Here is a 24,561-nt window from a genome sequence, read left to right as displayed (position 1 = left end):
AGGAATACCTCAAAAGTGTTTCATATTTCAGACGGCTTTAGTCATTTCCTGGCTTTGAAAATGTAAATATCGGTTTGTAATTCGGTTATTCCGCATAAATCATTTAAAATAAACAGCTATTTTGATTCTAAAAACGACACGGTATCCAATGAACGTTCAACGTCTTTTCCCTCTTTCCCTCAGCTTGATTACCGCCGCTGTTTTATCGGCGTGTGCCACCCAAAACACACCGACTGCTTCGAAAACCGAAACCGTCGTTCAGCCTAAATCTACTTCTATTCCTTCACGCCGCGCCGACAGCGAGTCCAAAGTCCTGTCCGATTACAGCCAATACCAAAGCGCCATCGATGCCGCCAAACGCGGTGACGATGCTTGGGTACAACAATTTTTATCCCAAGCCAGCGACAGCGCAATGGCTGAAAACGTCCGCAACGAATGGCTGAAAACCTTGGGCGCGCGCGGCCAATGGGATTTGTTCCGTCAAGAATTCGGCAAATTGAACGCCGCCGGCGTCGCACAAGAAGTGCAATGTTATGCCGATTTGAGCAGCGGCAATTACAGCAAAGCCGCCGAGCTGGTTCGCGTGACCAGCAAACTGCCTACCGGCTGTACCCGCTTGGTTGAAAGCGCGGCAGCTTCAGGCCGTCTGAACACCAACGACGCATGGCGTCGCGTGCGCGGCTTGTTGAGCAACAGTCAAACCACAGATGCACGCAACCTCGCCGCCGCATTGGGCAGCCCGTTTGAAGGTGGCGCGCAAGGTGCGACCGAATACAGCCTGTTGAGCGTGATCGGCAAAGATGCACGCAAATCCGCTTCTGCCGCCGCTACCCTGTCCGACATGGAATCAGGCCTCAGCCGCGAACAACGCAGCTTCGCATGGGGCGTACTGGGCCACTACCATGCACAAAGCCAAAACATGCCGACTGCTTTAAGCTACTACGGCCGCGTTTCCGACCGCAAGCAACTGACCGACGAACAATTAGAATGGTACGCACGCGCCGCTTTGCGTCTGCAACGTTGGGACGAATTGGCAAGCGTGATTCAGCATATGCCTGAAAAACTGCAAAAAGACCCGACATGGCAATATTGGCTGGGCCGCAGCTTTGCCGCACAAGGCAAAAGCAGCCAAGCCAAAGAAATGTATGAAAAAGCTGCCGCTTCCGGCCGCAATTTCTACGCCGTAATGGCAGGTGAAGAACTGGGCCGCCGCATCAATACGCGCAACAATGTTTCTGATGCCGATGCCAGAGACGTCCGCCGTATGAGCGAAGACGGTGCCATCAAACGCGCATTGGTTCTGTTTAAAAACTGCCAAAGCAACGGCGATTCCAAAATGCGCCGTCAGGCACAGGCGGAATGGCGTTTTGCCACCCGCGACTTCAACGAAGACAACCTGCTGACTGCCGCACAAGTCGCTTTCGACAACCAGTTCTACGACATGGCAATCAACAGCGCCGACCGTACCGACCACAAACTCAACTACAAACTGCGCTATCTCTCTCCGTTTAAAGACCTGACCGTCCGCTATGCCGCACAGGCAGGCGTTGACCCGGCATGGGTTTACGGTTTGATTCGCCAAGAGAGCCGCTTTGTCATGGGCGCGCAATCAAGCGTCGGCGCACAAGGCCTGATGCAGGTCATGCCTGCAACCGCCCGCGAAATTGCCGGCAAAATCGGCATGAGCAGCAGCGAACTCTACACCATGGACGGCAACATCCGCATGGGTACTTGGTACATGGCAGATGCCAAACGCCGCCTGCAAAATAACGAAGTGATGGCCACCGCAGGCTACAACGCCGGCCCCGGCCGCGCCCGCAACTGGCAGGCTTCTTCTCCTTTGGAAGGCGCCATCTACGCCGAGACCATCCCATTCACCGAAACTCGTGATTACGTGAAAAAAGTCATGACCAACGCGACTTATTACGCGTCATTGTTCAACGAACCGCAAACTTCGTTGAAACAACGTATGGGTACGGTTCCCGGCCGTTATTAATACCCGATAGGCCGTCTGAAAAGTGAGACAGAATCAAACGTTCAGACGGCCTGCAACCTTGACAGACTATCGGGTTTATAAGATAATCGCCCGATTGTTTCTGACCGAAAAGGTCACTTGCACGGCAAAAGCCGACTTGTTAGGAGGTGATGTTTACATCACGGCGCGTATCCCGCCCTGCCCTAGGCAAACCAGCGATACAACAACTCCCCCATTATGACAAACCGTCCTCTATTTCTTAAAACGGTTTGATTGAACAAAATTTAAAGGAAATAAAATGCCTGCTATTCGTGTTAAAGAGAATGAACCATTTGAAGTTGCCATGCGTCGTTTCAAACGTGCCGTAGAAAAAACCGGTCTGTTGACCGAGTTGCGCGCCCGTGAAGCGTACGAAAAACCAACTACCGAACGCAAACGCAAAAAAGCTGCTGCAGCCAAACGTCTGCAAAAACGTCTGCGCAGCCAACAACTGCCTCCTAAAATGTACTAATTACAGGCCTGCCCTGTGATAAACGACACACCGCAAGGGCAGCTTTGCGGTGTGTTTTGTTTTTCAGACGGCATCTTTTATATAAAGTGAGAACATTATGAGCCTAAAAACACAATTAACCGAAGACATGAAAACCGCCATGCGTGCCAAAGACCAAGTGTCTTTAAGCACCATCCGCCTGATTAATGCCGCCATCAAACAATTTGAAGTAGATGAGCGCACCGAAGCCGATGACGCAAAAGTCATCTCTATCCTGACCAAAATGGTAAAACAGCGCAAAGACAGCGCCAAAATCTACACCGAAGCCGGCCGTCAAGATTTGGCTGACAAAGAAAACGCGGAAATCGAAATCCTCAATCGCTACCTGCCGCAAATGATGTCCGCAGAAGAAATCAAGACTGTCGTTGAAGCAGTCATTGCAGAAACCGGTGCATCAGGTATGGCAGATATGGGCAAAGTCATGGGCGTATTGAAGACCCGCCTGGCCGGCAAAGCCGACATGGGCGAAGTCAATAAGGTTTTGAAAACCGCATTGACTGCTTAATCCTCAATAATCAAAAAGGCCGTCTGAAATATTATTTTCAGACGGCCTTTCTTATTGTGCCAATCAAGCAGCAGTTACTTTACCTTCATGACGCAACAAAGTAATCAAATCGCTGATACGTTTTTTCATGGAACGGCGATCGACGATTTGGTCGATTGCCCCCTTCTCCAACAAGAATTCTGCACGTTGGAAACCTTCCGGCAAGGTTTCACGTACAGTCTGCTCGATAACGCGCGGACCGGCAAAACCAATCAGCGCATTCGGTTCTGCCAAAACCACATCACCCAAGAAGGCAAAACTGGCAGACACGCCGCCCATGGTCGGGTCAGTCAATACGGAAATAAACGGCAGACGTTTTTCAGTCAGTAAATGCAAAGCCGCGCTGGTCTTCGTCATCTGCATCAAAGAGTTAATCCCTTCCTGCATACGCGCACCACCGGAAGCCGCCACGCAAATAAACGAACAATTATCTGCAACGGCACGACGTACACCCTGAACGAAACGCTCACCCACGACCGAACCCATAGAGCCGCCGATAAAACGGAATTCAAACGCAGCCACAACGACAGGCAGGCCGTTCATGGTGCCTTTCATAACAACCAATGCATCGTCTTCGCCGGTTGCTTTACGCGCAGCCGCGAGGCGATCAGGATATTTTTTGCTGTCTTTGAATTTCAGCGGGTCGGTCGGTTTAATATTGGCTGCAATCTCTTCACGGCCTTCTTCATCCAAAAGTAGATTCAAACGTTCGCGCGCAGAAAGCGGATTGTGGTGATTACATTTCGGGCAGACTTCGCTGTTTTGCTTCAACTCGGTTGAATAAACTGTTGCCGAACAAGACGGACATTTGTGCCACAGGCCTTCAGGGACGCTGGACGAACTGCTTCGGTTTTTAATTTTCGGAGGAAGAATTTTATCTAGCCAGCTCATGAATGACTCCTTGGAATTCAGAATTCAGACGGCCTGTTGAATGTAAGGCCGTCTGAAATAATGGAATAAAAAATATTAGCGAATCGCGTCTTTCAACTCTTTAACCAACACGCCTACCGCTTCGGCCTCGCTACCCGCGTGGCTTTCAATCTCTTTGACGATACGGCTGCCGACAATAACGGCATCCGCTACCGCACCAATTTTACGCGCACTCTCCGCATTATTGATGCCGAAGCCGACACCAATCGGAATATCGATGTATTTGCGCAAAAGCTCTATTTTACGCGAAACTTCTTCAGTATCCAAACTTGCCGCACCGGTCACGCCTTTGAGCGATACATAATACACAAAACCGCCGGCTACTTTGGCAATCGTTTGAATACGCTCCTCAGTGGTCGTTGGCGCAATAAGGAAAATACAATCAATACCTTGCGCTTTCAACGAGTCATGCAGCGGGGTAATGGTTTCTACCGGGGAATCCACAGTCAATACGCCATCCACGCCCGCGTCGGCAGCCGCTTGTGCAAACGCTTGATAACCCATTTTATGTACTGGGTTCAAATAGCCCATTAACACAATCGGCGTTTTATCATTGGTTTGGCGGAACAAACGTACTGTTTCCAATACGTCGTGCAAAGAAACATGATTTGCCAACGCCCTTTCGGCCGCACGCTGAATGGTCGGACCATCCGCCATCGGGTCAGAAAACGGCACACCCAGTTCCAAAATATCGGCACCATTAGCCACCAGGCTATGCATCAATGCCAAGGTTGTCTCAAGGCTGGGATCACCCACCGTAATATAAGGAATCAGTGCTTTTGCGCCATTGAGCGCTGAAAAAGTTTGTTGGATTCTGCTCATTTTCTGCTATCCATTTCATCGATTTGAATGTTGTTCGGCAGCCTATTTATTCTGCCGTTACATTTGTTTTAAAAACCTCAGTCTGCCATGAAAAGGCGGCATCTATCCGCATTATCTAATGACTGCTTCTTCCCAATCGGCAAACAAGAGGCTAAGTATAACATTTACCGGCTATTTCATAGAATCATTTGCAATCAAGATTCTGATATTTTGAAAGCAATATAAAACAATAAAGGCCGTCTGAAAATCATTCAAACAGCCTTTATTAGAATCAATTATGCAAATCTTTGTATGCTTTCGCACTTTTGATCAGAGTTTCCCTATCGATTACAGCTCAACATGATGGTTTTGTTGTTCAGAACCTAGATGACGCTCCAAATCAGACAAAATCTGTGTCAGACCATGACGGACTTCTTCCGCATTAGCGGCAGGATTGCCGTTTGCATCCAAAGCGCCACGGCTGAACGTATCGATATACGGTTCAAACGTATCTTTCAGTTTCAACAACTTAACTACATCTGAGCGCGTATATCGATCGCCACCGTATCCAATCACAACATTATTTTCATGTTGCCATTGGGCAAACTGAGCCGGGCTGATTTGCACCAATTGGCACATTTCATCCAACGTAAAATAACGCTTGGCAGGAATAACCGGATTATTGTTGTTTGTCATAGTAATGCTCCACCATGCCTTTGAGTTTTTGGCTGGCATGGAAAGTTACCACACGGCGTGCGGTAATCGGCACTTCTTCGCCTGTTTTAGGGTTACGGCCTGGGCGTTGGGGTTTGTCGCGCAATTGGAAATTGCCAAAACCGGAAATTTTAATTTCTTCACCACGCGCCAAAGTGCTGCGGATTTCTTCAAAAAAGAGCTCGACGATTTCTTTGGCATCATTCTTGGTGACGTTGCTGACTTTGTCGACCAAAATATCAGCCAATTCTGCTTTAGTTAGTGTCATGTGTTTACCTTCATTCAAACTGGTGCAATTATTACCAAAATTCTTTTAAAAATCAAGTCCTCACCAAAAAATCAAACATTATTGGTGATTTTTGGCGACAACTTTTATCTTAATTTTAAGCGCGAAGCTGTGCGTCTTTTTCGGCTGACGCTTTAATCATTTTCGCAACCAAAGGCTCAATGACTTCATCTGTCAGCGTATTTTCCATATCTTGCAAAATGATTTTGACGGCAACGCTCTTCATGCCTTCAGGCACGCCCGTACCGCGGTAAACGTCAAACACGCTGATTTCTTGAACCAGCTTGTTCGCCGCCGCTTTTAGGGCATTTAACAAATCATCATGCGTCACAGCTTCAGGCATTACAAATGCCAAATCTCGGCGTGCAGGTTGGAATTTGGATACAGACTGATAACGGGTTTTCTCACGACCCAATACCGCATCCATATCGATTTCAAATACCAGCGGCGCTTGTGGCAAATCATATTTTTGCAGCCATTTCGGATGCAATTCGCCAACAAAACCAACTACTTTGCCGTCTGAAACAATATTGGCGGCACGACCAGGATGCAATGCCGGATGTTCGGTCTTAACAAAGGATACTTCCTTGTTTTTCAAGAGGCTCTCAACATCGGCTTTCATATCGTAGAAATCCACGTTGCGTGTTTTCTCACCCCATTGCTCAGGCAGAACAGAGCCATACCACAAACCGCCGATACGTTCGTTTTGAACAAATTGATCAGCCGAATCTTTGCTGAACACACGGGCAATTTCAAACACGCGTACTCGGTTTTGCTTGCGGTTCAAATTGTTTTGCAAAACTTCCACCAAACCACCGATAAGCGTAGAACGCATGACGGCATACTGCGCCGCTAACGGATTTTGCAGGCGGATAGGATGGGTATTGGCAGCAAAGTCTTGCTCCCATTGCTCATCCACAAACGCATAGCTGACTACTTCGCGGTAACCGCGAGCCGCCATTTCGTTATAAACCGCAAAACGCGGACGTTTGGTTTCAGGCAAAGCCAACATTTTCAGACGGCCTGAAGTATAGTCGTCAGGAATATTTTCATAACCGTAAACGCGGCCGATTTCTTCAATCAAATCGGCTTCGATTTCAATATCGAAACGGAAGCTAGGAGAAGTGACACGGAAGCCTTCTGCGGTTTTTTCAGGCTGCAAACCCAAGTGTTGCAAGATAATTTCAACTTGATCGGCAGGAATTTCAACGCCCAATACCGTTTTCAGACGGCCTAAACGCAATTCAACCTGTTTTGCCTCAGGCAATTTTCCTTGTGCCTCAATCATTTCACCAGCTGCACCACCACAAATCTGCAACACCAATTCGGTAGCACGCTCAATGGCATCAGCTTGCAAGCGGTAATCCACACCACGTTCAAAACGGAAAGAAGAATCCGAGCCAAAACCGTATTGACGGGATTTACCGGCAATAATCTCCGGAGCAAACCAAGCAGCTTCCAACACAATATTTTGCGTCTCATCAGAAACCGCGCTTGCCTCGCCGCCCATCAAACCGGCCAAGCTCAACGCACCTTTTTCATCAGCAACTACCAGCGTATTGTCAGCCAAAGTAACCGTCTTCTCGTTCAGACACGCCAAAGTCTCGCCATTTTGAGCACGGCGGACAATCAAACTGCCTGACAGCTTGTCAGCATCGAAAACATGCATAGGCTGACCGATTTCCAGCATCACATAGTTGCCGATGTCCACCAATGCAGAAATGCTGCGGATACCGCTGCGTTCCAAACGTTGTTTCATCCAATCGGGAGTAGCTGCTTTCGCATTGACATTTTCAATAACGCGGCTGATAAAACGGCCGCAGTCGGCCGGTGCATCAATACGGACAGCCTGTTTTTTCTCACTGCCGATAGAGGCCGTCTGAATTTCAACAGGCGTAAACGCACATTGAGTCAAGGCAGAAACCTCACGCGCAATACCCTTAACACTCAAGCAATCAGCGCGGTTAGGCGTAATTTTCAATGTAAACAGCGTATCGTCCAAATCCAAGTATTCACGGATATTGGTACCGACAGGCGCATCTTCAGGCAGAATGTGCAGACCATCTACACCATCATCAGGCAAACCCAGTTCATTGGTCGAACACAACATACCGTTTGATGGTACGCCGCGCATTTTAGTCGGCTTAATTTTGAAATTGCCCGGCAAAACGGCACCTGGCAACGAACACGGCACTTTAATGCCCGGCTTGACATTCGGCGCACCACAAACAATCTGAACCAACTCGCCCGTACCGGCATCAACTTGGGTAACGTTCAAACGGTCTGCATCAGGGTGTTTTTCAACGGATTTTACTTCGGCAACAACCACGCCACTGAAAGCAGGGGCAGCAGTATCGATTTTTTCCACTTCCAAACCGGCCATGGTCAAAAGATGCTCCAGTTTATTGGCAGAAAGATCAGGATTGGCTTGAGTTTTCAGCCATGAATAAGGAAATTGCATATTATTTTCTCTACTATCAGGCCGTCTGAAACAAATTTTTATCAGACGAAATCAGTAATATCTATTCACTTTTCAGACGGACTATCAAAAAACCATCTGAAATTTATTTAAACTGCTTCAAAAAGTTCAAATCGTTATCGAAGAATAAACGCAAGTCATTGACGTTGTAGCGCAACATGGCAAAGCGGTCGAGACCGATACCGAAAGCGAAACCGGTATATTTTTCAGGGTCGATATTGACGTTTTTCAACACGTTAGGATGTACCATACCGCAACCGCCGACTTCCAACCATTTGCCGTTTTCGCCCATGATGTCGATTTCGGCAGAAGGCTCGGTGAACGGGAAGAAAGACGGACGGAAACGTACTTGCAGGTCATCGCGTTCAAAGAAGCGACGGATAAAGTCAGTGAACACTGCTTTTAAGTCGGCAAAAGTTACGCCCTCTTCTACCCACAAACCTTCGGCTTGATGGAACATAGGCGAGTGAGTGGCATCACTGTCCACGCGGTAAACGCGGCCGGGAGCAATAATTCGGATAGGCGGCTCTTTTTTATCGAGCATATAGCGGATTTGAATAGGCGAAGTGTGTGTGCGCAAAACGTCGCCGTTTTCAACGTAGAAAGTATCCTGCATCGCACGTGCTGGGTGATTTGCAGGAATATTCAAGGCTTGGAAATTATGAAAATCGTCTTCGATTTCAGGGCCGTCCGCCACTTCAAAACCCATACCGTGAAACAGCTCAACCACACGTTGCAAAGTCAAAGTAACCGGATGCAAACCGCCATGCTCTTGTGCACGGCCCGGCAAAGTAATATCCAAGGCCTCTGCAGCCAATTGGGCTTGCAGCTTGGCTTCATTCAGGGCATCGCGCTTGGCATTAAAGGCCGTCTGAAACTGATTTTTGCATTCGTTGATATGCGCGCCTATGGTTTTACGCTCTTCAGGAGACATTTGACCCAAAGTTTTCAAAAGTCCGGTCAATTCGCCGGTTTTACCAAGATAGCGTGCTTTAATTTGTTCTAAGGCATTGAAGTCTTGCGCGGCTTCAATAGCGGCAATACCTTCTGCAACGATACGGTTTACATTTTCCATAGTGGTTTATCGTCTGTTTGTTGATGGCAGGCCGTCTGAAACAACAAAGCCGTCTGTTGGATTTAATTACAAACCCGTTCAGACGGCCTTTTGTCTTACTGCGGCCAATCCGTTTGATAAGAGAGGCCTATTTTATCGCAAATTAGTATAAAAAAATAGAGTTTAAAGAAAGAAAATCAACTACATAGGATTTCTTTAAGAAAAGAAAAAAGGAAGCATAAGCTTCCTTTTTAAATAATCTTATCGAATTAAGCAGCCAAAGCAGCTTTAGCTTTTTCAACCAATTGTGCAAATGCAGCTTTGTCGAATACGGCCAAATCAGCCAATACTTTGCGGTCGATTTCGATAGCAGCGCGTTTCAGGCCGTTCATGAATTTGCTGTAAGACAGACCATTTTCACGGGCACCTGCGTTGATACGAACGATCCACAGTTGGCGGAATTGACGTTTGCGTTGGCGACGGTCACGGTATGCGTATTGACCGGCTTTCATTACCGCTTGTTTGGCAACACGGTAAACGTTTTTACGACGACCGCGGTAGCCTTTGGCTAACGCGAAGACTTTTTGGTGACGAGTACGAGCGGTAACACCGCGTTTTACGCGTGGCATATTCTAAACTCCTTAAGCGTAGGGCAACATTTTAGCAACAGAAGCCAAATCGCGTGAATCCACCATAGCGGTGCCGCGCAATTGACGTTTAGTTTTAGTGGTTTTTTTGGTCAGGATGTGACTTTTGAACGCATAACCGCGTTTTACACCACCGTTACCCAGTACTTTAAAGCGTTTTTTCGCGCTAGACTTGGTTTTCATTTTAGGCATTGGAAAACTCCATTCGTTATTAGATAAGGTATAAGGGGTTTTGAAATAAATTTCAAACACTTGGAACCCAAAATACCACGGTTTTTGCCGCTAATTAAACCTTATTTCGAGCGGCAATCGAAATAAGCCTTGCATTATAGCTTTATTTTTTCTTAGGCGCAATCATCATCACCATTTGGCGGCCTTCCATTTTAGGGAAGGACTCAATTTGTGCCACTTCAGCCAACTCTTCTTTTACACGTTCAAGCAGTTGGGCACCCAATTGTTGGTGGGCCATCTCACGACCGCGGAAACGCAATGTCACTTTGACTTTATCACCATCGGCAAGGAAGCGGTTGATATTGCGCATCTTGATTTGATAGTCGCCTTCATCAGTACCCGGACGGAATTTAATTTCCTTAATCTGCACCTGCTTTTGGTTTTTCTTGGCTTCGTCGCGCTTCTTGGCTTGTTGGTATTTGTATTTACCGTAATCCATCAGTTTGCATACGGGCGGTTTGGCAGTCGGGGAAATTTCTACCAAATCGACATCTTGCTCTTCGGCCATAGCCAGAGCTTCACGAACTGAAACGACACCAAGCTGATCGCCTGACTCACTGATTAATCGCACTTCTTTGGCGGTAATTTCACCATTGATTCGTGCTTCGCGTTCTTGAGCGATGATGAATACTCCTATAAAAATTAATGATTGACGAGGGCGTCAGTGATTTCTTGCTGCAATTGCGCAATAAAATCATCTACATTCAAAGAACCCAAGTCTTCTGCTTTGCGGCGCACCGCAACTTTGTTTTCTTGTTTCTCTTTATCGCCGACAACGATTTGATAAGGGAAACGGTATTGGCTGTTGTCGCGGATTTTGTAACCGATTTTTTCGTTACGCAAATCCAATTCGACACGGAAGCCCGCCGCCTGCAACTTAGCAGCCACTTCACGACAATAATCTGTTTGGTTCTCGGTAATATTCATAATCACCATTTGAACCGGCGCAAGCCACAATGGGAATGAGCCTGCATGGTTTTCAATCAGAATACCAATGAAGCGCTCCAATGAACCCAAAATAGCACGGTGCAACATTACAGGACGCGCACGATCGTTGTTTTCTGTTACATATTCGGCATTCAAACGCTCCGGCAATACGAAGTCCAACTGCAGGGTACCGCACTGCCAAGAGCGACCCAAGGCATCTTTGACATGGTACTCAATCTTAGGACCGTAGAATGCGCCTTCTCCAGGCAATTCTTCCCACTCTACGCCGCAAGCGGTTAATGCATCACGCAAGCCTTGTTCGGCTTTATCCCAAACTTCGTCAGAACCTGCACGTTGTTCAGGACGGAGGGACAGCTTCACAGCAACATCATGGAAGCCGAATTGTCTGTAAATGCGAACAAGCAATTCATTGAATGCACGTGCTTCGTCAACGATTTGATCTTCGGTACAGAAGATGTGCGCATCATCCTGCACAAAACCGCGAACACGCATCAGACCATGCAATGCACCGCTTGGTTCATTACGATGGCAAGAACCAAACTCGGCCAAACGCATTGGCAAATCGCGATATGAGCGCAAACCGTTATTGAAAATTTGCACATGACCCGGACAGTTCATCGGTTTAACCGCGTATTCACGTTTTTCGGAACTGGTCACAAACATATTGTCTTTATAGTTTTCCCAGTGGCCGGATTTTTCCCAGAAGGTTTTATCCATAATCTGAGGTGTTTTCACCTCTTTATAACCAGCAGCATTCAGTTCTTTGCGCATATGCTGCTCAATCACTTGCCACAAAGCCCAGCCTTTAGGATGCCAGAACACCATGCCCGGTGCTTCATCTTGCAGGTGGAACAAATCCAATTGTTTACCCAGCTTACGGTGGTCGCGTTTTTCCGCTTCCTCGATGCGTTGGATATAGGCTTTCAATTCATCTTTACTTGCCCAAGCCGTACCGTAAATGCGTTGCAACATTTCATTATTGCTGTCGCCGCGCCAGTATGCGCCTGCCAGCTTGGTCAGCTTAAAGTTTTTCAAGAAACGGGTATTGGGAACGTGAGGACCGCGGCACATATCGACGTATTCTTGATGATGATACATACCCATTGCTTCCACTTCAGGCATATCTTCAATCAGACGCAATTTGTACTCTTCGCCGCGATCTTGGAAAATTTTGATGGTTTCTGCACGAGGCGTCATCACTTTAATAACGTCATAGTCTTGTGCAATCAACTCTTTCATGCGCGCTTCGATAGCGGCCACATCATCAGGCGTAAACGGTTTTTCAGTCGCAATATCGTAATAGAACCCGTCTTCAATCACCGGGCCGATAACCATTTTGGCATCTGGGTAGAGCTGCTTGACCGCATGACCGACCAAGTGCGCGCAGGAGTGGCGGATAATTTCCACACCTTCTTTGTCTTTAGGCGTAATGATTTGAACATGGGCATCTTCGGTAATCGGATCGCAAGCATCCACCAATTTACCGTTAACCTTGCCCGCTACCGTTGCCTTTGCCAAACCTGCACCGATAGACGCTGCAATTTGCGCCACGGTAACGGGTGATTCATATTGGCGGACCGAACCGTCCGGCAAGGTAATGTTCAACATCAGAAAGCTCCAAAACATTAAAAAATAACGGCATAAAGCCGTTATGGAAATTTGGTAGGCACAATTGGACTCGAACCAACGACCCCCACCATGTCAAGGTGGTGCTCTAACCAACTGAGCTATGTGCCTTCATCTAAGTCGCTTATTGTAACGAAGCGTGTTCCCTTTTGCAAGCATCTGTAAATACTTTTCAGACGGCCTGAATATTTTTGTTTGATTTATACCTCATTTTTTATTTCCTCCGTCATTCAGGCCGTCTGAAGCATTGTTTTGACAAAGATAAAATCCAGCCGTCAACCAACGAAAAATCCTTTATAATCTGCCCTTTCATTTCGCACACACGCGAACGTCCAATCTATTATTACTATGCTCAAATTTACCTTACACAAAAAAGACGGTCATGCCCGACGCGGCACTTTGGAACTGAACCACGGCAAAATCGAAACGCCGGTATTTATGCCGGTCGGCACTTATGGTTCGGTCAAAGCGATGAATCCGCAAAACCTGCATGACATCAAAGCGCAAATCATCTTAGGCAACACTTACCATCTGTGGCTGCGCCCCGGTTTGGAAGTCATTGAACAATTCGGCGGCCTGCACGAATTTATAGGTTGGGATAAGCCGATTTTGACCGACTCGGGCGGTTTTCAAGTATTTTCGTTGTCCGACATGCGCAAGCTGACCGAAGAAGGCTGTACATTCCAAAGCCCGATCAACGGCGACAAACTGTTCCTCTCGCCCGAAGTGTCGATGAAAATCCAAACTGTGTTGAATTCCGACATTGTGATGCAGTTAGACGAATGCACCCCTGGCGAAGCAACGCACAGCCAAGCGCAAAAATCGCTGCAAATGAGCCTGCGCTGGGCGGAACGCAGCAAAAAGGCTTTTGAAGACCTGAAAAACCCAAATGCGCTGTTTGGTATTGTCCAAGGCGCGATGTATGAAGATTTGCGCGAAGAATCGCTGAAAGGTTTGGAAGAACTCGACTTTCCCGGCTTGGCCATCGGCGGCTTATCTGTTGGCGAACCCAAGCCCGAAATGTACCGTATGTTGCGCGCCGTCGGTCCTATCCTGCCGGAACACAAGCCTCATTATTTGATGGGCGTCGGCACCCCTGAAGACTTGGTGTACGGCGTGGCACACGGCGTGGATATGTTCGACTGCGTCATGCCTACCCGCAATGCGCGTAACGGCTGGCTGTTTACCCGTTTTGGCGATTTGAAAATCAAAAACGCCAAACACAAACTCGACAAGCGTCCGATTGATGAAAGCTGCACCTGCTACGCCTGTCAGAATTTCAGCCGCTCCTACCTGCACCATCTGCACCGTGTCGGCGAAATCTTGGGCGCACAGCTCAACACCATCCACAATCTGCACTTCTACCAAGTCATCATGGCAGAAATGCGCGAAGCCATCGAACAAGGCAAATTTACCGATTGGCAGGCGCAATTCCATGAAAACCGCGCCCGCGGTGTGGACTAACTATTTACCAAATTAAAATAAAAAGGCTATCTGAAAATTCTCAGATAGCCTTTTTTAGTTGAAATTTGAATTTCATTACTTACTAATTAGTATCCCAAACACCCCATTCATCAACCCCCATTTCATCACCACATATCGTTGCCAACTGATTAAAGTATAAAAATTTTTCCCCCTCATCAAAATCATCAAGTACGCAACCTGCAGAAAACCGATGGCAATTATCCATTAACAAACTATAACCTCGCTTCTTACCTACCCATTTTTTTGCTATTTTAGCAACTTTTTTTGAACCAACGGGCTTTCCATTTTTACAGCTTACAAAAACATTGATTGCATTATTCCAACCACCTAATCTCTCCATAAATTCGCTATAGGAAACCGTTTCAACCATGCCAGAACCATCAAGATGGACAATTTTTCCATTACCAACATAAATACCACTATGTTCAACTACACCTAAATCACACCAAACAACAGAACCTTCAACAGGTTTCACATATTCACGCAAAATTCCCCATGTACTGGTATCGTATAACTTATCTCTATTTAATTTATACGATCTGTCATATAAAGAACGATGCATAGTATTTCCTTTATAACCAAAATTTTCCCGTTTATCTTAAAAGGAGAGTGCTATTTTTAATTTTAAAACCCACCACGTTTCCAAATACTACTTTCAGAAACTCCAAACTTTTTTGAAGCCAATGAGACCGCCTCTTCTTTTGATACTCCCTCCGTAAATATTATCCATAAAATAAAACGAATAATTGGTAACCAGTCCATTTAGTTATACCCTCTAAAAAAAATTAAGATTAAAATTATTTCATATTTTATTCCATTCGTCTATATTTTTAGTTACTTCCATTTAGTTACTTATATTATGAATAGAAGATTCCTAATTCTTGTTTATAGCATTTTTTTTTAGATTAGCCACATTTACAAAAAATAATGTCTAAAACTAAAATCTCCAGACAATAGTTTCATTGTTATAATCTTATTTTTAAAATAAAACGATTTAATCACTATGTCCCGTTTCCATACCGAACCACCCTTAGCCTACACCGCACAAAACCGTACCGCCGTCCTACTGCTCAACCTCGGCACGCCTGACGCGCCTACTGCTGCCGCAGTCAAGCCTTACTTGAAAGAATTTCTGTCTGATCAACGCGTTGTCGAACTACCCAAGCTCTTATGGCAACCGATATTGCGCGGCTTGGTATTGACTTTTCGCCCGAAAAAAAGCGCGCATGCCTATGAAAAAGTTTGGTTTAAAGAAGGTTCGCCGCTTGAGGTTTACACACACCGCCAAGCAGAAGCCCTAGCCAAACATTTGCCCGATGTCATCGTCCGTCATGCCATGACTTACGGCAACCCAAGCGTTGCCGATGTTTTGGCGGAACTCAAAGCCCAAGGCGTGGGCAAATTGCTGGTCATCCCGCTCTATCCGCAATATGCCGGCTCTTCTACCGGCGCGGCTTTGGACAAAGTGTTTCAAGAGTTATTGCTGCAACGCAACCAAATGAGCGTCCGCACCGTCTCCCGTTATTACGACGATGCCGCCTATATTCAAGCCATGAAGCAGCATATTGAAGCCTATTGGGCCCAAAACGGACGCGGCGAAAAACTGATGTTGAGTTTCCACGGCATTCCGCAAAAGCATCACGACGACGGCGACCCCTATCCTGACGAGTGCCACCATACTGCCAAACTGCTGGCGCAGGCATTGGGCTTGTCCGAACAAGAATATATCGTTTCTTTCCAAAGCCAGTTTGGCAAATCCCAATGGATCAAGCCCAGCACGCAAGCCCTGTTTGATCAGCTTCCGAAACAAGACACGACCAAACTCGACGTATTCTGCCCCGGCTTCCTGGCCGACTGCCTCGAAACCATGGAAGAAATCGCCATTATGGGACGCGAACAATTCCACGCCGCAGGCGGCAAAGAATACCGTTACATCCCCTGCCTCAACGATTCCGCCGACTGGATTGCCGCACTTGCACAATTAAGTCGGGCTAATCTGCAAGGCTGGATTTGACCTAAACCAAAGGCCGTCTGAAAAATTCACTTTCAGACGGCCTTTAGCGTTATCATCAAGCTATTAAAACGCAAACCAAGCGTGTAGCCATCAAAAACAACACTACTCAAAAAGGAACACATCATGACTGCACTCCGCCCTATCCTGCTCCTTCTGACCTCACTCAGCATCCCAACCGCTTTTGCCGCCGATGCCGCGTTGATGAGCAAAGGACAAAAGATTTACGAAACCAACTGCGCCGCCTGCCACGGCAAAAAAGGCGAAGGCCGGGGTGCCATGTTCCCGCCTTTATTCCAGTCCGACTATATCAACAAAAAACCGCAAGTCCTGTTGCAAAGCATGACCAAAGGCATCAACGGCCCGATTAAAGTAAACGGCAAACCCTACAACGGCTTCATGCCTTCTACCGCCATCAACGATGCCGATGTTGCCGCCGTTGCCACTTACATCATGAACGCCTTCAATAATGGCGGCGGTACGATTACTGAAGCAGATGTCAAAAAATCTCACGGGAAAAAATAAAACGTCTCTCCCATAAAGGCCGTCTGAATATTTCAGACGGCCTTTTCGATACGGAACACATTTTTGTTTCCATATTTATGGTTACGCAACATCAACAAACATACGCAAAAAACCGTCAAACCAAAAAAAGCATATGCGTTTTGTGTTAAAGTAAACGTTATTTAGCGGCTGTTTTACGTCCAGGCCGTCTGAAAGGTTTTATGTTATGAACTTTTTCCGCAAGACTGTTTTATTTCTAGTCGTCCTCTCCATATTTGCCGCCTGCGGCTCCTTTATTTCCCAATACGTTTTGGGCATGAACCCGTGCGTATTGTGCATCCTGCAACGCTTGTGCGTATTGGCAGTCGGGCTGTTGACCATTGTTACGGCATTCAGTTCTCAATCTTCCAAATTTGCCCGCTCGCTCTCGGCATTGTTGATTGCCGCCCCGGCCGTTTACGGCGCAGGTGTTGCCGCCTATCAAATTTGGCTGCAAAGCCTGCCGCCCGGCACCGCCCCTTCTTGCGGCGCACCTTGGACCTTCCGCCTGCGCAACTGGCCTTTGTTCGATTGGTTTGAACCCATCGTTCGCGGCTTTGGCAACTGCGCCGAGCCGGACTATCTATTCGGCGTCGCCCTGCCGATGTGGAGTATTTTGTATTTCAGCTTCGTGGTATTGCTGCTACTTTGGGCTTGGTTGAAAACCAGAAAAATCTGATTGGTTTCGATATAAAAAGGCCGTCTGAAATTTCAGACGGCCTTTTGTTATTTAAACTGTTTAGTCCAGATTCAACACGGCAGAAGTGTAAACGTCTTGTACGTCGTCCAAATCTTCCAATGCATCAATCAGTTTTTGCATCTTAACCGCATCTTCGCCGCTCAACTCGGTTTCGTTTTGGGCGCGCATGGTAACGTCGCCGTCAACAGATTTGTAGCCTGCGGCTTCCAATGCTGCTTTCACGCCTGCCCAGTCATTCGGCGCGGTAATCACTTCGATAGAACCGTCGTCGTTGGTGATAACGTCTTCCGCACCAGCTTCCAAAGCTGCTTCCATCAGCGCATCTTCGTCAACGCCCGGTTCAAACACCAAATAGCCTTGATGAACGAAGTTGAACGCTACGCAACCGTCGGTACCCAAGTTACCGCCGTTTTTAGTGAACGCATGACGCACATCGGCAACGGTACGGGTTTTGTTGTCGGTCAGACAGTCCACCATCAAAGCCGCGCCGCCGATGCCGTAGCCTTCGTAACGCAACTCGATGTATTCCACGCCTTCCAGATTGCCCGTACCTTTGTCGATGGCACGTTGCACGTTGTCTTTAGGCATATTGTTTTCAGCGGCTTTTTCCAAAGCCAGGCGCAGGCGTGGATTTGCGCCCGGGTCGCCGCCACCCATACGGGCAGCAACGGTAATTTCTTTAATCAGACGGGTGAAGATTTTGCCGCGTTTGGCATCTTGTCGGGCTTTTTTGTGTTGGATATTTGCCCACTTACTATGGCCTGCCATGTTGATTCCTTTCGTTTTTTCACGCGTTGAGGCGGAATTTGCTTCATTTGTAAGGCGTGCATTTTATCATAAGTTGCCTTTAGCCAAAATATTTCAGACGGCCCGAATATTTGCAAAAACAGGCCGTCTGAAAACAAAGAAACCTTTTTAAATAAAGAAGCACAGTTGCGGCAAACCTTTGTCAGTTTTTCATTTTAATTCACGAAAGTTTACGGTATGATGACAAAATCGGTCAAAATTGTTAACAACTTAACCGGTATCAAATGGCAAAACGGCCTGCTCGCCGATATTGCCAACCGCGAAAAATGTGTGGGAGTAGTTACCCGTATCATTTTATTTTTATTGTTTTTATTAAAGGTTTTATTATGGAAGAAATATTGTCTGCTCTGGTGGGTGCAGTCAATCAGGTTCTTTGGGACTACCTGCTAATTTATGCCTTAATCGGTATCGGCCTGTTTTTTACCCTGTACTTGGGCGCGCCGCAAGTGACCAAATTGGGGACGGGTTTTAAAGCCGTTTTCGGCGGCTTGTTCAGCAAAAAAGACAAAGACCACGAAGGCAAATCCCTGTCTCAATTTCAAGCTCTTGCTGTGGCGATTTCCGCGCAAATCGGTACCGGTAACGTTGCCGGTGTCGCCACTGCGATTACTGCCGGTGGCCCGGGTGCCATTTTTTGGATGTGGTTGTCTGCCATTTTGGGCATGTCTACCATTTTTGCAGAAGCCGTTTTGGCGCAAAAATACCGCGTGGTCAGCCACGGCAAATACATCGGTGGCCCTGCGTTTTACATTACGCACGGGCTGACGCCGAAAATCGGTCGTGGTGCGGCGCGTTTCCTGTCCGGTTTTTTCTCCATTGCCTTGATTATCGCGCTGGGCTTCATCGGTAACGCGACCCAATCCAACTCCATCGCCTCTGCCATGAATTTGGCTTTCGATATTCCCCCGATGGCTGTCGGCATTGCTTTGGCGGTTTTCGCCGGCCTGATCATCATCGGCGGTATCAACCGCATTGCCGGTATCGCGCAATTTGTCGTGCCGTTTATGGCGGTAATTTACATCTTGTGTGCCGTGATTATTTTGTTCAAATTCTCCGACCACATCATCCCGATGTTCCACAGTATCTTTGTTGCCGCCTTCAATCCTGAAGCGGTATTGGGCGGTGCGGCCGGTATCGGTATGCGCGAGGCCGTCCGCTTCGGTGTGGCGCGCGGCCTGTTTTCCAATGAAGCCGGTATGGGTTCGACCCCGCACGCTCATGCGACCGCCAACGTCAAACACCCTGTGCAACAAGGTATGGCCGCGTTTATCGGTATCTTTATCGATACGCTAATGGTCTGCACAGCAACCGCGCTGATTATCCTGCTGACCGATGCCAACCTGTCCGGCGAAACCGGCGCGGCAGTTACCCAACTGGCTTTTAACAAAGCCTTCCCGGGTTTCGGTTCGCAACTGCTCGCCGTCTGTCTGACCTTCTTCGCCTTCACCACCATCATCGGCTGGTACTACTTCGGCGAATCCAATATCCGCTTCCTGTTCCGCGGCAAATACTTGGGCATCTACCGCGCACTGGTTTTGGTGGCCATCGTATTGGGTACATTGGGCAAAGTGGATTTGGTTTGGAGCATGTCCGATATGTTCAACGGCTTTATGGTCTTGCCGAACTTAATCGCCCTCTTCCTGCTGCGTAAGGAAATCCGTGCGGTTTACGACGACTATCTGGCGCAAACCAAAGCCGGCAAAGAGCTGACCTACAACTATGAATTCCACGAATTCCACGACAAAAACCCAGGTTAACGACAAACAAAAACCTCTCAGTCAAACTGAGAGGTTTTTTATTTCAGGCCGTCTGAAACTACAACACATAAAAATAAATGCTGATAAATTGCGTCAAACTGCCTGCCAAGACAAACAAGTGCCAGATACCGTGGCCGTGGCGGATTTTCGTATCGTTGATAAACCAATAAATCCCCACGCTATACAATACGCCGCCCAACACCAGCCAAAACAACCCGCCGGCCGAAAGCGACTGTATCAGCGGCCACACCGCCACCACAATCAGCCAGCCCATCAACACATAAATCACCATCGACAGCAGCCGCTTCTCGCTTTTACGCCCAATCGTCAGTTCCTGAACAATGCCCAGCAAAGCCAGTCCCCACGACACGCCGAAAAGCAACCAGCCCCAGCCGCCGTGAAGGGTAATCAGCGTAAACGGCGTATAGCTACCTGCAATCAAAAGATAAATCATGCAATGATCGACCTTTTGCAAAATCGCCTTGGCTTTCGGCTGCGGAATGCTGTGGTATAAGGTTGAGCCCAAATACAGAAGCAGCAGGCAAACTCCGTAAGTCAGTGCACCGGCAATCCGATAGCCGTCCGCCGATTCCACCGCTTTCACCAGCATCAGCACCAACGCCGCCACTGCCAATAAGAAACCGGCCAAATGGCTGTACGCATTAAATCTCTCGCCGTGATACATAAACCATTCTCATTTCTAAAAAACCAAAGTGTACGCGAAGACAGGCCCTTCGTCAGAGAAATCGGTTTAAAAATAAGTTAAAGCGCAAAGGCCGTCTGAAAAACACGGCCTTGCAATATAACAAAAACATCTTTGCAACAAACAAACCATTCTTTCCCTTTTTCAGACGGCCTCACTAAAGTATCGGCTATCGCCAAGGTTGCAAAGAGAGAAAAAATGTCTATCCAAAACCACCACCTCGACTGGCTCGAAGCCGAGTCTATCTACATCATCCGCGAAGTGATTGCCAACGCCCAAAATCCGGCCTTGCTGTTTTCCGGCGGCAAAGACTCCGTCGTATTGCTGGCGCTTGCCGTCAAAGCCTTCCAAATCGAAGGCCGCCCGCTGAAGCTGCCGTTCAAACTCCTGCATGTCGATACCGGCCACAATTACCCCGAAGTCATTCAGTTCCGCGACGATACGGTAGCGCGTACCGGCGTACAACTTGTGGTCGGCAGCGTAGAAGAATCCATCCGCAAAGGCAGCGTCGTCTTGCGCCGCGAAACCGATTCACGCAACGCCGCACAAGCCGTTACGCTGGTTGAAACCATCGAAGAACAAGGTTTTGATGCGTTGATGGGCGGTGCACGCCGCGACGAAGAAAAAGCGCGCGCCAAAGAACGCATCTTCTCTTTCCGCGACGAGTTCGGCCAATGGGATCCCAAAAACCAACGTCCTGAATTATGGTCGCTCTACAATACGCGCCTGTTCCAAGGCGAAAACATGCGCGTATTCCCGATTTCCAACTGGACGGAATTAGACATCTGGCAATACATCGCACGCGAAAAACTCTCCCTGCCGCCGATTTATTACACCCACAAGCGCGAAGTGGTCGAACGAAACGGTCTGCTCGTTCCCGTTACCCCGTTGACCCCAAAACGTGAAGGCGAAGTTGCCCAAATCCGCGATGTCCGCTTCCGTACCGTCGGCGATATTTCCTGCACCTGCCCTGTTGCCAGTACCGCCGCCACGCCCGAAGATATCATTGCTGAAACCGCCGCCGCGACCATTTCCGAACGCAGCGCCACACGCATGGACGACCGCGTATCGGAAGCGGCAATGGAAGAGCGCAAAAAACAAGGCTATTTCTAAACTGTTTTTTTCAGACGGTCCATATATATTTCAAACCCGAACAACACGGCAAAGCCATCCGCCCCTGCCGTGTTGTTTGCTTTATTATTCTTGCAAATATCATTTAACAACAAAAGCTTAATCAACCATCCTTACAAAGCGACAAACAATAAAACATAAACAAACATGGTATAATAAACAATTACAGGCAGAGATTTAGACAAAAGTCTCAGGCCGTCTGAAGGAGGAAAAACATGAATCGACGCGTTTATATCGTACATGGCTTTGAAGGCAATCCGCACGGCAACTGGTTTGACTGGCTTTGCGCCCAAGTCAAAAGCACCGGCGCACAAGCAATCTCACTCGCCATGCCCAATCCCGACAAACCAAGCACGACCGCGTGGCAGTTTACCCTTGACCAGCACATCGGCAAGCCCGATGCCCATACCTTCCTAGTCGGCCACAGCCTCGGTTGCATTACCCTCCTTCACTTCCTCAGCCGCCAACAGCCGCAAAAAATCGGCGGTCTGTTGCTTGCCGCCGGTTTTGCCGATACGCTGCCGCCCCTGCCTGCGCTTGATGCCTACATTAAAGCAGCGTCCCCCGATTTCGACATCCTGCGCAAAATCGACATGCCCAAACACTGCCTGGTTTCCGACAACGATACCCATGTTCCGCCCGAACTGACTTTGGACATGGCGACCAAGCTCAAAAGCCCTGTTACCCATATTCCCGAAGGCGGCCATTTAATGGCTTCGGACGGCTTTACCCAACTGCCGCAGGCTTGGGAAGCGCTGAAACCCATGTTGACCGAATAAACACTCACTCTAATCCGGTTTTCAGACGGCCTAGTGTGCTTCCCCTCACCATGACAGGCCGTCTGAACAACAATAAAAAACAACCTGCCTTTCAAGCAGGTTGTTTCTTTTTATGCCTAATTGGCGGCAAATTTAATATTGCACCGTCCATTCAATCTCGCTACCGGCCCTCATCGGTACAAGTTCGCCATCGCCGTAAGGTACGCTGGCAGGTACGGTTTGCGTTTGTTTGAGCAATGTGATGGTATCGGAATTTTCAGGCAGACCGTAGAAACGCGGGCCGTTTTTAGAAGCAAAGGCTTCCAGTTTGTCCAACGCGCCTGCTTTCTCAAACACTTCGGCATAAAGCTCGATGGCGGTCATCGCGCTGAACATACCGGCGCAACCGCAAGCATTTTCTTTGGCAGTTTTGGCATGTGGCGCAGAATCCGTGCCGAGGAAGAATTTGTGCGCCTTATCGCCGGTAACGGCGGCAACCAAAGCCTGACGGTGGGTTTCGCGTTTGAGTACAGGCAGGCAGAAATGATGAGGACGCACGCCGCCGACCAAAAGGTCGTTGCGGTTGAGCAGCAAGTGTTGCGGCGTAACGGACGCGGCCACATTATCGCTGGCTTCCAATACCAGTCGGGCAGCCTCGGCAGTGGTGATGTGTTCAAACACGACTTTAAGATTCGGCACTTGCGCCAAAACTGGCTTCATCACGCGCTCGATAAAGGCGGCTTCGCGGTCGAAAATATCAATTTCAGCATCGGTCACTTCGCCGTGAACCAAGAACAAAATGCCCTGTTTCGCCATTTCTTCCAACACGGGAATCAGCTTAAACAAGTCGGTTACGCCGGAATCGGAATTGGTGGTTGCGCCTGCTGGATAAAGTTTGAAAGCCACAATACCGGCAGCCTTGGCTTCGCGCACGAGTTCGGGAGTGGCGTTGTCGGTCAAATAAAGCGTCATCAACGGCTGAAAGGCGCTGCCTTCAGGCAGGGCGGCCATAATGCGCGCTTTGTAGGCTTGGGCATCGGCAACGCTGACGACGGGCGGCTTCAGGTTGGGCATGATAACCGCGCGGCCCATTTGTCGGGCGGTGTACGGGGCAACGGCTTTAAGCGCGTCGCCGTCGCGCAGGTGTAAGTGCATATCGTCGGGGCGGATGATGGTCAGGGTTTGCATAGCTTACTTTCGAGTGGTTTGGTTTGATAATGTTTCAGACGGCCTTTATTCGGCGGTAACGGTTTCTAGCAATTTGATGTTTTTCAACCGTCAACCGGCCTAAGGCAAAACGGCGGCCTTATTGTCGTAAGAATGATGAGTCAAATAAAAAACAGCCTGTACCGGAAAATGCTCGGACGACGTTGTTTTAACGGTCAGCAAGGTTTCTTTCGAACTGCCGGACGCGCGCCATGCGTAGGAAATCTGACGCATAGGCAACGGGGTTTCCGCCAAATTATCGGCACGCAACTCAGCATTCAAACCTTGCGGCGGATTTTCTGCCAAAGCCAAAAATTGTTTGAAAATCAGATGGTCGTCGGCTTTAGCCGTGCGCACGCTGCAACTGTCTTCAGTCAGGCTCAAATAATAATCTGCGCCGTTTTCCGTTTTCTTCCAAATGCTTAATGCCTCCAAATCCATCATTCCAGCAGGCAAATCGGCAATATCTTTTTTCGACAATAAAACCAGTTTGTTGGCATTGGCAAACTCGCCGACAAGGGCAGCATCGCCGTCTGCGGCCACGCAGCTTTGGCGGAACAAGTCGGTTACATTTTGGGCATAATCGGCAGCGTTCTGCGGCAAAACGCCTTCATTGCCACATGCACTGAGGCAGACGGCCAATACGACGGCAGACAACGCGACAGCTTTAGACAT

Annotated in this window: 26 protein-coding genes and 1 tRNA gene; 10 read left to right on the top strand and 17 right to left on the bottom strand. The window is 48.2% G+C overall.

Features of this window, described 5'->3' with window-relative positions; genetic code table 11:
• The first annotated feature begins 148 nt into the window (after nucleotides 1–148).
• The 3 genes from TW89_RS06210 to TW89_RS06200 all read left to right on the top strand — a co-directional run bounded on the left by TW89_RS06210 (nucleotide 149) and on the right by TW89_RS06200 (nucleotide 3,030).
• The gene (locus tag TW89_RS06210; protein ID WP_128580876.1) at nucleotides 149–1,996 is read left to right on the top strand and encodes a lytic transglycosylase domain-containing protein; all 1,848 of its coding nucleotides are present in this window, start codon (nucleotides 149–151) and stop codon (nucleotides 1,994–1,996) included.
• A 277-nt stretch (nucleotides 1,997–2,273) separates the two neighbouring features.
• Nucleotides 2,274–2,486, top strand: coding sequence for a 30S ribosomal protein S21 (rpsU, locus tag TW89_RS06205; protein WP_003680926.1), 213 nt, complete (start codon nucleotides 2,274–2,276; stop codon nucleotides 2,484–2,486).
• A gap of 97 nt (nucleotides 2,487–2,583) precedes the next feature.
• Nucleotides 2,584–3,030 carry a GatB/YqeY domain-containing protein gene (locus TW89_RS06200; RefSeq protein WP_004519479.1) on the top strand — a complete coding sequence of 149 codons (447 nt, stop codon included), beginning with the start codon at nucleotides 2,584–2,586 and terminating at the stop codon, nucleotides 3,028–3,030.
• Nucleotides 3,031–3,093: 63 nt separating this feature from the next.
• Here the strand turns inward: TW89_RS06200 and accD are convergent, their stop codons facing one another.
• The 11 genes from accD to TW89_RS06145 all read right to left on the bottom strand — a co-directional run bounded on the left by accD (nucleotide 3,094) and on the right by TW89_RS06145 (nucleotide 12,896).
• A complete protein-coding gene (gene accD, locus TW89_RS06195; RefSeq protein WP_049331298.1) occupies nucleotides 3,094–3,960 on the bottom strand; it encodes an acetyl-CoA carboxylase, carboxyltransferase subunit beta in 867 nt (288 codons plus the stop codon).
• 75 nt (nucleotides 3,961–4,035) lie between these two features.
• On the bottom strand, nucleotides 4,036–4,821 hold the full coding sequence (trpA, locus tag TW89_RS06190) for a tryptophan synthase subunit alpha (protein ID WP_128580875.1): 786 nt from the start codon (nucleotides 4,819–4,821) through the stop codon (nucleotides 4,036–4,038).
• A gap of 327 nt (nucleotides 4,822–5,148) precedes the next feature.
• Nucleotides 5,149–5,496 (bottom strand): hypothetical protein, encoded by a 348-nt coding sequence (locus tag TW89_RS06185; protein WP_004519475.1) that lies wholly within the window; start codon nucleotides 5,494–5,496, stop codon nucleotides 5,149–5,151.
• Nucleotides 5,480–5,782, bottom strand: coding sequence for an integration host factor subunit alpha (locus TW89_RS06180; RefSeq protein ID WP_003680933.1), 303 nt, complete (start codon nucleotides 5,780–5,782; stop codon nucleotides 5,480–5,482). Before TW89_RS06180 ends, TW89_RS06185 begins: the two co-directional genes overlap by 17 nt.
• Nucleotides 5,783–5,897: 115 nt before the next feature.
• Nucleotides 5,898–8,261, bottom strand: a complete 2,364-nt coding sequence (gene pheT / locus TW89_RS06175) for a phenylalanine--tRNA ligase subunit beta (RefSeq protein WP_128580874.1) — start codon at nucleotides 8,259–8,261, stop codon at nucleotides 5,898–5,900.
• Between the two features lie 103 nt (nucleotides 8,262–8,364).
• The gene (gene pheS, locus TW89_RS06170; RefSeq protein WP_003683075.1) at nucleotides 8,365–9,354 is read right to left on the bottom strand and encodes a phenylalanine--tRNA ligase subunit alpha; all 990 of its coding nucleotides are present in this window, start codon (nucleotides 9,352–9,354) and stop codon (nucleotides 8,365–8,367) included.
• Nucleotides 9,355–9,602: 248 nt separating this feature from the next.
• On the bottom strand, nucleotides 9,603–9,962 hold the full coding sequence (rplT, locus tag TW89_RS06165; protein ID WP_128580873.1) for a 50S ribosomal protein L20: 360 nt from the start codon (nucleotides 9,960–9,962) through the stop codon (nucleotides 9,603–9,605).
• Nucleotides 9,963–9,974: 12 nt separating this feature from the next.
• Entirely contained in the window at nucleotides 9,975–10,172 is a 198-nt protein-coding gene (rpmI, locus tag TW89_RS06160; RefSeq protein WP_128580872.1) for a 50S ribosomal protein L35, read from the bottom strand.
• A gap of 142 nt (nucleotides 10,173–10,314) precedes the next feature.
• Nucleotides 10,315–10,836, bottom strand: coding sequence for a translation initiation factor IF-3 (infC, locus tag TW89_RS06155; protein WP_079453677.1), 522 nt, complete (start codon nucleotides 10,834–10,836; stop codon nucleotides 10,315–10,317).
• Nucleotides 10,837–10,853: 17 nt separating this feature from the next.
• The gene (gene thrS, locus TW89_RS06150; RefSeq protein WP_128580871.1) at nucleotides 10,854–12,767 is read right to left on the bottom strand and encodes a threonine--tRNA ligase; all 1,914 of its coding nucleotides are present in this window, start codon (nucleotides 12,765–12,767) and stop codon (nucleotides 10,854–10,856) included.
• A gap of 52 nt (nucleotides 12,768–12,819) precedes the next feature.
• Nucleotides 12,820–12,896: transfer RNA gene (locus TW89_RS06145), tRNA-Val, on the bottom strand.
• Between the two features lie 237 nt (nucleotides 12,897–13,133).
• On the opposite strand from TW89_RS06145, the gene tgt reads away from it, so the two are divergent.
• Nucleotides 13,134–14,249: a tRNA guanosine(34) transglycosylase Tgt gene (tgt, locus tag TW89_RS06140; protein ID WP_003675511.1), complete on the top strand. Its 1,116-nt coding sequence runs from the start codon at nucleotides 13,134–13,136 to the stop codon at nucleotides 14,247–14,249.
• Nucleotides 14,250–14,331: 82 nt separating this feature from the next.
• Here tgt and TW89_RS06135 read toward each other — a convergent pair whose 3' ends face one another.
• A complete protein-coding gene (locus TW89_RS06135; RefSeq protein ID WP_128580870.1) occupies nucleotides 14,332–14,832 on the bottom strand; it encodes a lecithin retinol acyltransferase family protein in 501 nt (166 codons plus the stop codon).
• A gap of 62 nt (nucleotides 14,833–14,894) precedes the next feature.
• Nucleotides 14,895–15,032, bottom strand: a complete 138-nt coding sequence (locus TW89_RS11720; protein WP_164836704.1) for a hypothetical protein — start codon at nucleotides 15,030–15,032, stop codon at nucleotides 14,895–14,897.
• A 241-nt stretch (nucleotides 15,033–15,273) separates the two neighbouring features.
• On the opposite strand from TW89_RS11720, the gene hemH reads away from it, so the two are divergent.
• The 3 genes from hemH (at nucleotide 15,274) to TW89_RS06115 (ending at nucleotide 17,503) form a co-directional block, all read left to right on the top strand.
• A complete protein-coding gene (hemH, locus tag TW89_RS06130) occupies nucleotides 15,274–16,284 on the top strand; it encodes a ferrochelatase (protein ID WP_128580869.1) in 1,011 nt (336 codons plus the stop codon).
• A gap of 123 nt (nucleotides 16,285–16,407) precedes the next feature.
• Nucleotides 16,408–16,806 carry a c-type cytochrome gene (locus TW89_RS06125; protein ID WP_128580868.1) on the top strand — a complete coding sequence of 133 codons (399 nt, stop codon included), beginning with the start codon at nucleotides 16,408–16,410 and terminating at the stop codon, nucleotides 16,804–16,806.
• A 205-nt stretch (nucleotides 16,807–17,011) separates the two neighbouring features.
• Complete coding sequence (locus TW89_RS06115) at nucleotides 17,012–17,503, top strand: disulfide bond formation protein B (RefSeq protein ID WP_070607855.1); 492 nt, start codon at nucleotides 17,012–17,014, stop codon at nucleotides 17,501–17,503.
• A gap of 60 nt (nucleotides 17,504–17,563) precedes the next feature.
• Here TW89_RS06115 and TW89_RS06110 read toward each other — a convergent pair whose 3' ends face one another.
• Entirely contained in the window at nucleotides 17,564–18,292 is a 729-nt protein-coding gene (locus TW89_RS06110; RefSeq protein ID WP_003745951.1) for a YebC/PmpR family DNA-binding transcriptional regulator, read from the bottom strand.
• A 365-nt stretch (nucleotides 18,293–18,657) separates the two neighbouring features.
• Here TW89_RS06110 and TW89_RS06105 point away from each other — a divergent pair, with 365 nt between their 5' ends.
• Complete coding sequence (locus TW89_RS06105; RefSeq protein WP_128580867.1) at nucleotides 18,658–20,088, top strand: alanine/glycine:cation symporter family protein; 1,431 nt, start codon at nucleotides 18,658–18,660, stop codon at nucleotides 20,086–20,088.
• Nucleotides 20,089–20,146: 58 nt separating this feature from the next.
• Here the strand turns inward: TW89_RS06105 and trhA are convergent, their stop codons facing one another.
• Nucleotides 20,147–20,773, bottom strand: a complete 627-nt coding sequence (gene trhA, locus TW89_RS06100) for a PAQR family membrane homeostasis protein TrhA (protein WP_128580866.1) — start codon at nucleotides 20,771–20,773, stop codon at nucleotides 20,147–20,149.
• A 189-nt stretch (nucleotides 20,774–20,962) separates the two neighbouring features.
• Between trhA and cysD the strand changes: the two genes are divergently transcribed.
• Nucleotides 20,963–21,904 (top strand): sulfate adenylyltransferase subunit CysD, encoded by a 942-nt coding sequence (cysD, locus tag TW89_RS06095; protein ID WP_432757675.1) that lies wholly within the window; start codon nucleotides 20,963–20,965, stop codon nucleotides 21,902–21,904.
• Nucleotides 21,905–22,137: 233 nt separating this feature from the next.
• Nucleotides 22,138–22,701, top strand: a complete 564-nt coding sequence (locus TW89_RS06090) for an RBBP9/YdeN family alpha/beta hydrolase (RefSeq protein WP_070765096.1) — start codon at nucleotides 22,138–22,140, stop codon at nucleotides 22,699–22,701.
• Between the two features lie 132 nt (nucleotides 22,702–22,833).
• Here TW89_RS06090 and pyrC read toward each other — a convergent pair whose 3' ends face one another.
• Together pyrC and TW89_RS06080 are read right to left on the bottom strand one after the other, a co-directional pair.
• Nucleotides 22,834–23,868 (bottom strand): dihydroorotase, encoded by a 1,035-nt coding sequence (gene pyrC, locus TW89_RS06085; RefSeq protein ID WP_128580864.1) that lies wholly within the window; start codon nucleotides 23,866–23,868, stop codon nucleotides 22,834–22,836.
• 99 nt (nucleotides 23,869–23,967) lie between these two features.
• Nucleotides 23,968–24,561, bottom strand: coding sequence for an NMCC_0638 family (lipo)protein (locus TW89_RS06080; RefSeq protein WP_128580863.1), 594 nt, complete (start codon nucleotides 24,559–24,561; stop codon nucleotides 23,968–23,970).

The organism is Neisseria flavescens (assembly GCF_001618065.1).
Classification (GTDB): Bacteria; Pseudomonadota; Gammaproteobacteria; order Burkholderiales; family Neisseriaceae; genus Neisseria; species Neisseria flavescens_A.
This window is presented reverse-complemented; position numbering and strand designations above follow the sequence as displayed.